The 11769-nt window shown below is 52.3% G+C and carries 10 protein-coding genes and 1 pseudogene; 6 read left to right on the plus strand and 5 right to left on the minus strand.

Going from position 1 to position 11769, the window contains the following annotated elements; all coding sequences use genetic code 11:
• From H6F43_RS19135 to H6F43_RS19145, 3 genes and pseudogenes are all read left to right on the plus strand, one after another.
• A pseudogene (locus tag H6F43_RS19135) lies at positions 1-456 on the plus strand (NAD(P)H-quinone oxidoreductase subunit F); the annotation flags it as partial.
• 342 nt (positions 457-798) lie between these two features.
• The gene (gene ndhD1, locus H6F43_RS19140) at positions 799-2388 is read left to right on the plus strand and encodes a photosynthetic/respiratory NAD(P)H-quinone oxidoreductase subunit D1 (RefSeq protein WP_190344443.1); all 1590 of its coding nucleotides are present in this window, start codon (positions 799-801) and stop codon (positions 2386-2388) included.
• Between the two features lie 200 nt (positions 2389-2588).
• The gene (locus H6F43_RS19145) at positions 2589-2876 is read left to right on the plus strand and encodes an HU family DNA-binding protein (protein ID WP_190344444.1); all 288 of its coding nucleotides are present in this window, start codon (positions 2589-2591) and stop codon (positions 2874-2876) included.
• A gap of 3 nt (positions 2877-2879) precedes the next feature.
• Here the strand turns inward: H6F43_RS19145 and H6F43_RS19150 are convergent, their stop codons facing one another.
• Positions 2880-4790 carry a cyanophycin synthetase gene (locus H6F43_RS19150; protein ID WP_190344446.1) on the minus strand — a complete coding sequence of 637 codons (1911 nt, stop codon included), beginning with the start codon at positions 4788-4790 and terminating at the stop codon, positions 2880-2882.
• A 187-nt stretch (positions 4791-4977) separates the two neighbouring features.
• Here H6F43_RS19150 and H6F43_RS19155 point away from each other — a divergent pair, with 187 nt between their 5' ends.
• Both H6F43_RS19155 and H6F43_RS19160 read left to right on the plus strand, forming a co-directional pair.
• Entirely contained in the window at positions 4978-5175 is a 198-nt protein-coding gene (locus H6F43_RS19155; protein ID WP_190344448.1) for a hypothetical protein, read from the plus strand.
• A gap of 192 nt (positions 5176-5367) precedes the next feature.
• Positions 5368-6207, plus strand: coding sequence for a cyanophycinase (locus H6F43_RS19160; RefSeq protein WP_190344457.1), 840 nt, complete (start codon positions 5368-5370; stop codon positions 6205-6207).
• A 110-nt stretch (positions 6208-6317) separates the two neighbouring features.
• On the opposite strand, the gene fabD is transcribed toward H6F43_RS19160, so the two are convergent.
• The 3 genes from fabD to plsX all read right to left on the minus strand — a co-directional run bounded on the left by fabD (position 6318) and on the right by plsX (position 9318).
• Positions 6318-7196, minus strand: coding sequence for an ACP S-malonyltransferase (gene fabD / locus H6F43_RS19165; protein ID WP_190344450.1), 879 nt, complete (start codon positions 7194-7196; stop codon positions 6318-6320).
• An 83-nt stretch (positions 7197-7279) separates the two neighbouring features.
• On the minus strand, positions 7280-8278 hold the full coding sequence (locus H6F43_RS19170) for a beta-ketoacyl-ACP synthase 3 (RefSeq protein WP_190344452.1): 999 nt from the start codon (positions 8276-8278) through the stop codon (positions 7280-7282).
• A gap of 20 nt (positions 8279-8298) precedes the next feature.
• Positions 8299-9318, minus strand: a complete 1020-nt coding sequence (gene plsX / locus H6F43_RS19175; protein WP_190344454.1) for a phosphate acyltransferase PlsX — start codon at positions 9316-9318, stop codon at positions 8299-8301.
• 463 nt (positions 9319-9781) lie between these two features.
• Between plsX and H6F43_RS19180 the strand changes: the two genes are divergently transcribed.
• Complete coding sequence (locus H6F43_RS19180) at positions 9782-11419, plus strand: phospholipase D-like domain-containing protein (protein WP_347272443.1); 1638 nt, start codon at positions 9782-9784, stop codon at positions 11417-11419.
• A gap of 50 nt (positions 11420-11469) precedes the next feature.
• On the opposite strand, the gene H6F43_RS19185 is transcribed toward H6F43_RS19180, so the two are convergent.
• The coding region (locus H6F43_RS19185) for a DHH family phosphoesterase (protein ID WP_190344456.1) at positions 11470-11769 on the minus strand (300 nt) is incomplete at its 5' end.

Genomic DNA, 11769 nt, shown 5'->3' on the forward strand with positions numbered 1-11769 from the left:
AACTACTTCGAAGAGTTTATTCATGCGCCAAGAGAGTCCGTGCAGCTAGCGGCTGAGGCGGGTCAAGAGTCGCTAACCGAGTTCTTGATTATGGGGGGTAGCTCGGTCGGTATTGCACTGATTGGGATTACGCTGGCGTCCTACATGTACCTGCGGCACAAGATCGATCCAGCAGCGATCGCTGCCAAGATCTCCAGTTTGTACAGCCTGTCGAAGAACAAGTGGTACTTCGACGACATTTACTACAACGTCTTCGTATTGGGCAGCCGCCGATTAGCACGGCAGGTTTTGGAAGTGGACTACAAAGTTGTGGATGGCGTAGTCAATCTGACAGGGTTGGCAACGCTGCTAACAGGAGAAGTGCTGAAGTACTTCGAGAATGGTCGGGCGCAGTTCTACGCACTAATTGTGTTTGCAGCGGTGCTGGGTCTAGTGATCTTCTCCGGTGTGACTTGATGAGTGGAAGTCGTTAGTTGTCAGCGATTAGCCATCACAGCCTCTTCTTGGCTAATCGCTAAGGCTGGATTAAGTAAAGTGCAACTATGGGATAGGTGCTCTGCCTATCTCGGATAGCTGAGGCGGCTGTCTTACTTTATTTAATCTATGCTTCCAAGACCTAATCACTAAGGACTCCTTAAGAAGTTGTTAGTGATGAGCAGTTAGCGGTATGGCCTGGATAAACTTTTTAGCAGCTAACACCAATAATGCCGTCGCTCCAGGTTCTAACTTGCCTATTTACTGACTAATCGCCGACGAATTACGACTAACAATCAACCATTAACAACTAGCTCTGACAAAATGCTGACTGCTGATTTTCCCTGGCTGACGACAAGCATTATGCTGCCGCTTGTTGCCTCACTCGTTGTTCCGTTTCTGCCTGATAAAGATGGCAAAACGATCCGATGGTTTGCTTTAACCGTAGGGCTGATCGACTTTGCCATCCTTGTCTACGCCTTCTACACCTACTACGATTTTTCTAGCTCGGACCTACAACTGTTCGAAAGCTACTCGTGGATTCCTCAGCTTGACTTGCGCTGGTCGGTTGGTGCCGATGGCTTGTCAATGCCGCTGATTCTGCTGACAGGATTCATTACGACGCTGGCAATTCTTGCCTCTTGGCCCGTGACGCTTAAGCCGCGTCTGTTCTACTTCCTGATGTTGGCAATGTACGGCGGACAAATCGCTGTATTTGCTGTACAAGACATGCTGGTGTTTTTCCTGGCGTGGGAGCTAGAGCTAATTCCGGTGTATTTGCTGCTGGCGATTTGGGGTGGCAAGAAGCGTCAGTATGCGGCGACCAAGTTCATTCTTTACACGGCAGGCGGGTCGCTGTTTATTCTGGTGGCGGCGCTAGCAATGGCGTTTTACGGCGATACGGTTACCTTTGACATGCGATCGCTTGCCGACAAAAACTTCCCGCTAGTTCTGCAACTCTGGCTCTACTCAGGCTTCCTGATCGCCTACGCGATTAAGTTGCCGATCATTCCACTGCATACGTGGCTGCCGGACGCTCATGGAGAAGCGACTGCCCCAGTCCACATGCTGCTGGCAGGAATTCTACTGAAGATGGGCGGCTACGCGCTGATTCGCATGAACGCGGAAATGCTGCCTGCTGCTCATGCGACAGTTGCACCCGCCCTGGTAATTTTGGGCGTTGTGAATATCATCTATGCCGCGCTAACCTCGTTTGCCCAGCGCAACCTGAAGCGTAAGATCGCCTATTCGTCAATTTCGCACATGGGCTTTGTGCTAATTGGAATTGCCTCATTTACAGATTTGGGACTGAGCGGTGCGGTGCTGCAGATGGTATCCCACGGCTTAATTGGGGCGAGCCTGTTCTTCCTGGTAGGGGCGACGTACGATCGCACCCACACCCTGATGCTGGACGAAATGGGCGGTATTGGTCAGAAGATGCCTAAAATCTTCTCGATGTTTACGGCTTGCTCGCTTGCCTCTCTAGCGCTGCCCGGAATGAGTGGCTTTGTGGCGGAAATAATGGTGTTTGTTGGCTTTGCCACAAGTGACGCATACGCGCTGCCATTCCGGATCTTGGTCGTGCTGCTGGCGGCGGTCGGCGTAATTCTGACACCAATCTATTTGCTGTCGATGCTGCGGGAAATTTTCTATGGGCCGGAAAACAAGGAGCTTACCTCTCACGAAGTTCTGGTCGATGCAGAGCCGCGTGAGGTCTTCATTATTGCGGCGCTGCTGATTCCGATTATTGGCATCGGCGTGTATCCGAAAATGCTGACGCAGATTTACGATGCGAAGACGCTTCAGCTAACCGCGAGGCTACGACATTCGCTAGAAACGCTGGCACAGCAGAATCCCTTAGAAGCGAAATTGTCTATGTCGATGCAGGCAAAGCAGGCACCGACGATCGACTAAGTATCAACTAAATCACGCTGGCTTCTAGCTTTGAAGGCTCAGGCGATCGTCTGAGCCTTCGCGCATTCATGTTGTAATTGGATGAACTAAGCGATCTCCTTCGACTGTTCGTGACTAATTTTCGATAAATTCAAGAAAACTCTTGCACTTTCAAACGCCTCAAGTATAATCACAGCAGCGATTACGAGAATTATAAGGCAATGAATAAGGGCGAATTGATCGATCAAATTGCGTCAAAGGCAAATGTCACCAAAAAAGACGCGGATGTGGTCTTAACCGCAATGCTGGATGTGATTTTAGATGCTGTAGCAGCGGGCGATAAAGTAACGCTGGTCGGCTTCGGCACCTTTGAAGCGAGAGAACGCCAAGCCCGTGAAGGACGCAACCCTTCAACAGGACAGCCAATCAAGATTCCAGCAACCAAAGTACCCGCATTTAGTGCGGGTAAATTGTTCCGGGATAAAGTTGTGGGCGGCGGTGAATCCTGAACCTTACAGCAGCGTTGCTAGCTCTTTCAGGTACACGCGCTGGAATGCCTCATTGGGTCCGAGGGAATACTGCTCCATCAGCCCTTCGCGCTGGATCGTGACAGTGTTGTTATGCTTAATGACCACAGTCGAGCGATCGAGCGCATCCCGCGTCAAAACCTTCTCGGTTTCGCTGGGTTCATCCAGCACAACCAAGTTGCTGCCGTAGTAGAACATCCCCTCTTTTTCCAGCACGTCTTCGCTGTATTCCGCAATCAGCAGATCTAGCTTTCGATTCCGCAGCAGATTCAACACATTCGCGTTGTAGTCACGGCTGAGGTTCTTTTCAGACCGATTCACGAAAACCCCCTCTCGACAAACCGCGCCGATCGTCCATTCAGGGTGATGCTCCAGCAATCGGTCTATCAGTTCTAGTAAATCTTCTACCGAGACTCGGTTGAACGTAACGATCGGGATTCGAGCGCTCGCGCTGGATTCAAAAAATGTCTCCAAAATGCGGGAAGTAACGTCAACCGTTTCGCCGACAGTTGGCTTCAGGTGCATGAAAATTCCTGGAGCCGCATTAATTTCGATGATTCCAAAGCTGCTTTCTCTCCAGGATTTCGAGATGTCCTGAGCAATTACATCAATACCCAGACAGGTCAAACGAAACTGCTGTGCCACATCTTGCGCCAGAATAATCGTATCCGGATGAACCTGTGGAGTCGCATCAATGCTCAGCCCACCTGCGGATAGATTGGCAACCTTCCGTAAAAATACCTTGCGCCCCTGCTCTATCACGCTTTCTAACGACAGCCGCTGCTCCTCTAAGTACAGCATCATTGACTCGTCGGTCTTGATTTTTCCCAGCGGCGACGTGGGTGTGTCTGTACGGGCAGGCGATTGGTTCTCGCGATCGATCAATTCCTGTACGGTGGATTCTCCATCTCCCACGATCGACGCAGGCTGGCGCTCCGTTGCTGCCACAAATCGACCATTGACGCAGAGCAGGCGGTAGTCTTTCCCAGACAAGCTCGACTCTACAATGATGCGCACGGACTGGTTTTCGGGGATCGCGGCAACGGAGCGATCGTACGCCCGCTCTAATTCTTCGGCGTCCTGTACATCCGCTGTAACACCAATTCCTTTGTGCCCGTCTACGGGCTTGATGGCAACAGGGTAGCCAATGCGCCGAGCTTCAGAAAGCGCTTCGTCGAGTGAAACAACTACGCTCCCTTTTGGCACCGGGAAGCCTAAGCTGCCCAAAAATGCTTTGCAGTCGTCTTTGCGCGTCGTGAAATCGGAATCTAGATGGCTATCGGTATCAAACGTGGTGGCAACTCCGCGCACCTGCTTCTTGCCATAGCCGTACTGCATCAAGCCTTCATCCCACAGATAAAACGCAGGAATGCTTCTGTCGTGAGCCGTTCGCAGCAGCGCATAAATGGTAGGACCGCCATAAATCGATCGCCGAAACAGGTCTTGCAGCATTTCTAGCTGGTTGTCGAGCCGAAATGATTTTCCCTGAGTGATGGCTTCAAACCAGTCCCAAACGCTATAGGCGACGGCACGACTCGTACGGGTGTGCAGACTTTCAATCGCAATGCGGACGCACTTCTCACGGGGCGTCAGGCTCCAGCGATCGAGATGCAAATCCATATCCAGCCTGCCAGTTTCCGAAACCGTACGGGCAAACAGCTGCGCATAAGACTCGAACGTATCGTTCAGAAAATGCGGATAGCGATGGCTGATTGCCTGCACATAGTTATCCAGCGGCAGTGGGTCGCTGAACTGGGTCAACGCAAAGTCAAAAACAAATGCGCCCGTGTTTAAATACGGATTTGGACCTATGTACTCTCCAAAGTTAAATAGGTCAAATGCATCGGTTCGACGGGCATTCACACGAATAAGATCGGTAGCTGGCTCTGAAATCACGGTTAGAGTCGCACTTCAAGATTGCGCCATTAGAATAGATCGGGGTAAGGCGGATTTCCTCTATCGAAGGTAACGCTTCGCTGCCGCCTCCGTCTTTCGATCGAGCTGCTGCGATCCCCCCTCTGAACGATTGTCTCAACAACGACATTGAGCTAGGCTGGCAGTAGTCATTCGGGAGATAGCAACCATGTCAAACGCAACTGTTGCTCTCAGAGATGAAGTTCAAAAACTTGCAGAACAAGCTTTTCATAAACACTTAATTTCTGGCTACGGTGATAGTGAGTACGACAATGAATATCAAATTGTAATTGAAGGTAAACCCAGACATTTACCGCTAGAGCATGCTCGCGCTTTTTTAGATCGCTTAATTGCTGAATCAGATTAAGACCGATCGTACGGCAAAGTGTCTGGCAAACTAGCTCGAATACTACTGTCAAGGATTTACCCAGCTAGTTTGATTGCATCACAAAAGCATTTGATTTTGTATTGATTTCTACCGTTTGGACGGTACTTTCTTTCACATTGTCAGGAATGATTGAAATATCAATATGACGCAAGGGCTATGACATCAACCGAGATGAACGCACAGCAAACTCCAGAAGCGACGAGTGAGTCTGCTCCACAAGAAATTCATGGACAGCTAGTAATTATTGGCGGCGCTGAGGAGAAGGAAGGAGACTGTGTTATTCTCCGCGAGTTTGTTCGTCGTTCTGGTGGGCTGCAAGCAAGACTGGTGGTTATGACCGTTGCAACGGGACTGCCGGGAGAAGTTGGAGAAGACTACATGAATATCTTCCGCCGTTTGGGTGTGGAAGATGTAAAGGTGGTAGACACGGCGAAGCGAGACGATGCGAGTGACCCCGGTGCGATCGAGGCGATCGAGCATGCAACGGGTGTTTTCTTTACGGGTGGTAATCAGGCGCGAATCACCGAATACCTGAAAGACACCGAACTCGACTCGGTGCTGCACAAACGCTACAGTCAGGGGTTGGTGATTGCCGGAACCAGTGCTGGAGCCGCAATGATGCCAGACATGATGATCGTGGAAGGCGAGGCAGAAACGAATCCCAGCATTGACGTAGCGAAAATGGATCGCGGCATGGGTTTCCTGCCGGGAGTGGTAATCGACCAGCACTTCGCGCAGCGGGGACGCTTGGGACGCTTGCTGTCTGCGGTGTCTCAGCAACCAGTTGTACTGGGCTTTGGAATTGATGAAAACACCGCGATCGCCGTAAACGGAAACGAAATTGAGGTGATTGGTGCAGGCGCAATTACAGTAATTGACGTGTCAGAGATTACTCATACCAACATTCATGAACTCCTCAAGGATGAACCCTTAGCTATTGGTGGCGCGAAATTGCACATTCTGCCCCACGGCTATCGGTTCGATCTGGCGAAGCGATCGCTGATCTTATAATCCCCCCGACACACTTTGCTAGCGTGTTGTTTAGCTAAGTGAAACTAAGTGGAACAATGGCGATTAGGTCCATTGTTCCACCTAGCATATTTAGTGCCACACAATGCTTCCTACTGAGGCAGTTCGGCGACGGTTCCAACGTTCTCTAGCGTTAAACCTGGACAAGTACGCTTAATAATGCCTGTGAGAACTTTGCCAGGACCAACCTCGACAACGCGATCGACGCCTTCTTCCGGCAAGCGCAGCGAAATTTCTCGCCAGCGAACCGTTCCTGTCATCTGGCGACTCAGGCGAGATTTAATCTCTGCGCTGTCGGTAGTTGGTACTGGGTCAGCATTAGACAGAATGGGGACTTGAGCAGAACGAAACTCAATCGTCTGCAATAAGGTCTCAAATTCTGCGGCTGCCGTCGCCATCAGTGGTGAGTGAAACGCTCCACTAACGTTCAGCTTGACGGCGCGTTTTGCCTTGACGTTGCCCAGTAGCGCTTCGACCGCTGTTGGAGTGCCTGACACTACAACCTGTCCGGAGTTATTGTCGTTTGCCAGCACCACATTGGAACTCTGCCGAAGCTGCTCTGCAAGCTGGTCGGCATCGAAGCCTAGCAGCGCTGCCATCATACCGTCCGATGCTCCATCCATAAGTTCCGCGCGGCGCTGTACGAGTTGCAGACCGACTGCAAAGTCAAACACATCTGCGGCGTAAAGCGCCACGTACTCACCCAAGCTGTGCCCAGCAACGAGGTCAGGCTGCTGTCCGCGCGATCGTAGTAAATCCACCAAAATACTTTCAATCACATACAGGCAGGGCTGCGTGTAGAGCGTGCGTGATACCTTATCGTCTGGATGCTGACACACCTCTGGGACCGACCATCCCAAAATTTGCGCTGCCTGCTCAAATCTTGTCTGAGCTTCCGGCAGGTCCAGTAAATCACTGCCCATGCCGATCGCCTGCGATCCTTGTCCTGGAAAGACCCATGCTGTCTTCATAGCGATAAATTTGGATAATAAATTTTAGGTTTTGGGCTAAGCAGATTGTCGATTGAATCAGCGGTCAGAATTCCAAACGCTGCTTATCTACCCCACTGAAACACAGCAGCTCCCCATGTGAGTCCTGCCCCAAAGCCAGAGGCCGCGATCGTATCGCCCGGCTGAATTTTGCCCGATCGCACCACCTCATCCAGCGCTAGCGGAATCGAGGCAGCGGACGTGTTTCCGTAGCTGGCAAGGTTGCTGATGATTTTTTCAGCCGGAATGTGTAGGCGCTCACCCACGGCGTCTAAAATCCGCTGATTTGCCTGGTGCAGCAGCAGCCAATCTACGTCCTCGACGGTGAGATTAGCGCGAAACAGCGCTTTTTCGATGACTTCTGGCACCCGCCGCACAGCAAATCGGTACACTTCCTGACCGTTCATGGTGATTGGCTGAAAGCTGCCGCGCCCGATCGTCAGATCCTCTAGCAAATCGTACGGCTGAGGTTGACAGGCAAGGTTGAGGTACTGATTCTGAGTGCCGTCGCTGCGAAGTTCAAACCCCAGCAGCCGATCGCGATCGTTCGCTTGAATCACCACAGCCCCTGCTCCATCCCCAAATAAAATACAGGTGCGGCGATCGGACCAGTCCACCCAGCGCGACAGCACATCGGCACCAATCAGAAGAACCGTGCGATACGCGCCCGTGCGAATAAACTGCGCTGCCGTAACCAGCCCAAAGACAAATCCAGAGCAGGCAGCCGTCAAATCAAACGCCACGGCTTTCTGTGCTCCCAGCTCTGCCTGAATCTGACAGGCGCTGCCAAACAAATCATCCGCTGTGGACGTTGCCAAAATAATTAAGTCCACATCCATTGGCGTCAAGCCTGCCATGGCGATCGCGCCTTGTGCCGCTTGACTTGCAATGGTCGTGAGCGACTCCTCCGGAGTTGCCAATCGTCGGGAGCGAATGCCCGTCCGAGCAGCAATCCATTCATCCGACGTGTCCACAATTTGACTTAGCTTGTCATTGTCGAGGGAGTGGATCGGAACGGCTGAACCACTCCCCGTCACTGCAATCCCAATTCCTGATTGACTCAAAATCCTTCTCCGTTTAGCGATCAGCCACCCGCTACATGGCTGCTGACGACCGATATACGTTCCAGTACCTGATTGTCGATCGCCTCGCGTGCCAGCCGCACCGCATTAAAAATCGTAGGAGCCTGAGAACTGCCGTGGCTGATAATGCACACGCCCGCAACACCGAGCAGCAAGCCACCGCCGTGTTCAGCATGATCCATGCGCTGCTTAATTCGCCGCAGATTTGGCTTTAACAGCGACACACCTAGCTTACCGCGTGCACCGCGTGGCAGTTCTTCGCGCAAAATTTGCAGCGCTACCTCTCCGACCGCTTCGGCAAACTTCAGCAGAATATTGCCGACAAAACCGTCGCAGACAATCACATCAAAGTCGCCCGACAGCACATCCCGCCCTTCAGCGTTGCCAATAAACGGAATTTGCGGATTATCCTGAAGCAGTTGATGGGTTCGCAGAGCCAGTTCGTTACCCTTGCTTGGCTCTTCCCCGATATTTAGCAAGCCGACCTTGGGCTCGGAATTTCCCAGAACGTACTGAGAGTACACCGTTCCCATAAAAGCGAACTGCTCCAAGAACTTGGGGCGACAATCCACATTTGCGCCGACATCCAGAATAATGACGGGTTTACCAGGAACCATCGTCGGCAGAACGGCTCCGATCGCCGGACGGTCAATTCCGGGCAGCCGCCCTAACCGTAGCAGTGCCGCCGCCATTGCCGCTCCCGAATGTCCCGCTGAAACCACAGCGTCTGCCCGTCGCTGCTTCACCAAATCCATCGCCACATTAATGGACGCTTTGGGTTTGCGGCGAAGGGCACCCAGCGGTTCCTCGCCCATTTCGATCGTGCCTTCTGCAGGCACAATCTCTAAAGACGACAAACTGCTGGACTGAGAAACTGAAGCGCTGATTTGCGCTGGATCGCCAACCAGCAACACTTCAACTCCCAGCTCTTCTCGCGCTCTGAGTGCTCCCGTAACAATTTCGGCGGGGGCATTGTCCCCGCCCATTGCATCAATCGCAATCCGTGCCTGCGTCGATCCCATTAGTCAAAGTGATAGAAACCTTCTGAATTCTACCAGATGAGCGGAATCCCACAGGCAGCATTCAGATTTACAAGACTAGGGCTGAACGGAAGCGCCAATTAGCGAATCGCCTATTCTGCTGGTACTCAGCGGTAAATTTGAGTAACCCGGAGAGGAATGTACCAGCGCTAAAAGAATCAGACTCAGTGCAAAAATGCTAGCTTCGATCGTTTTTACCAACTCGGAGCGTCCTAACTGCATGAAAATCTAAACGCCTTATTTAATATGGATGTACTGAACTAATAAGTCTACTTTAGAGGTCTGAGAACACGGTTCAATCAGCCTCTAGTGGGAACCTCGGTCCCCTCCTAAGGTGAGCACGATCGTGAACCTCACGGTCATCGCACTCCGACACTGGGCACTCTAGTAATGGACAGAGCCACACAGGCTAGCGTCTGCCCCATTGTATGATTTAATACTCACCGTGCATCATCGACTTCTTTTAGGACTGCTAGCGCTAGGCTTGACTGGCTGTCAAACTGCGCAATCGCAATCGACTCGTCCGACTCCGCTGCCGCAAGAAGACCGCATTCAGGTCTACACCAACCACGAACCTGCCTCTACCTATACAGAACCGTATCGAAATCAAGCGCGATCGGGTGACGATTTAGAACAAACCATGGTTGACGCGATCGCAACCGCACAATCAACTGTAGATGTCGCGGTACAAGAATTGCGCTTGCCCAAAATTGCCAATGCCCTTGTGGAACGGCAAAAGGCTGGGGTTCGCGTGCGCGTCATTCTAGAAAACACGTACTCTCGTCCGTTCAGCACGTATTCCACCGCCGAAACTGCCGCACTTCCAGAGCGGGAACGCGGACGCTACGACGAAGCTCGACGGCTGATCGATCGTGATGAAAACGGTCAACTGAGCCAGGAGGAAATCAATCAGGGAGATGCCCTGGTGATGCTGGATCAGGCGCGTGTTCCCCGTCTTGATGATACCGCTGATGGCTCTGCCGGAAGCAATCTTATGCACCATAAGTTTGTTGTTGTAGATAATAAACATCTCATTGTTACGTCATCAAACTTCACAACGAGCGATGTACACGGAGACTTCAAAGCCGTTAGCAGCCTGGGCAATGCGAACAATCTGCTGAAAATTGACAGCCCGGAATTGGCGGCGCTGTTTACTCAAGAGTTCAACGTCATGTGGGGCGATGGTCCAGGTAAAAAGCCAGACAGCCGATTTGGCACCAAAAAGCCCTTTCGTCCAGCGCAGCAGGTTCGTGTTGGCTCTACGCTGGTAGAACTCCAGTTTTCCCCTGCTGCCAAAGCTGTTCCCTGGAGCCGCAGCAGCAACGGCTTAATCGGCAGAACGTTGAGCACGGCAACAACGTCGATCGAGCTAGCGCTGTTTGTGTTCTCCGAGCAGCCATTGGTGAATCTACTAGAGCCGCTACCTGGAAAGGGCGTCAAGATTCGGGGGCTGATCGACCCTGGGTTTGCCTATCGGTCTTATAGCGAAGCGCTGGACATGTTGGGAGTTTCTTTGAAGGAGCGCTGTCAACCGGAGTCGAACAACCGCCCTTGGTCCTCGCCCATTACGACGATCGGGGTGCCACGATTGCCGCCTGGAGATTTGCTGCATCACAAATTTGGCGTTGTTGACGGAAAAATTGTGATCACAGGGTCGCATAATTGGACCGCCGCCGCTAACACGGGCAACGACGAAACCGTTCTCGTCGTCCACAGCCCGATCGTTGCCGCCCACTACCAGCGGGAGTTCGATCGCCTCTACGACAGCGCAATTTTAGGCATCCCCCCTGCGTTGCAGAAGAAGATTGACGCACAGCCGTCTGAGTGTTCATTGCCGCGTTCCGATCGTTCGGTCTTGCCAGAAGCCGCAATCCCGGCTGCATCGTCAGCGCAGAGTCAGGTCAATCTGAATACGGCAACCCTGGAAGAACTGACAGCGCTGCCGGGAGTGGGACCAGGGCTCGCCCAGCGTATCATGGCTGCCCGTCAGCGCCAACGGTTCACGTCGTTAGCCGATTTGGATCAGGTTCCTGGCGTTGGAGCTAAACTCCTGGCGCGGTTAAGCAGCCGAGTCACGTGGTAAATTCAAGCTCCATCGGATATTAATTCGGAGTTCGGAATTCGGAATTGGGATCAGCGGCTGATAAAACTAGTTTCTGGGAAGCCGAGCTTGCTGAGAAGCTCATTCCAGCGATCGTACGGCAGACTGCCCCCAGAGGCTTGGTCGTGTCCGTGTCCGTAGCTGCCCTCGCCATCTGAGATCTGAATGGAGCGAAGGAATTCCAGAACATTGGCGCTATTAGAGCGCACCGCAAAGTTGACTCGTCCGGGGCGATAGCCTTCATTGGCAGCAAAGACGATGTGCTTGGGCAGTCGCGATCGCCAACTTTGAGCAATCAGGGGATGAATTTGGCAGGGCGAGTTCATCCGCAG

Origin of the sequence: Leptolyngbya sp. FACHB-36, assembly GCF_014695955.1 — a bacterium.
Taxonomy (GTDB): Bacteria; Cyanobacteriota; Cyanobacteriia; order Leptolyngbyales; family Leptolyngbyaceae; genus FACHB-36.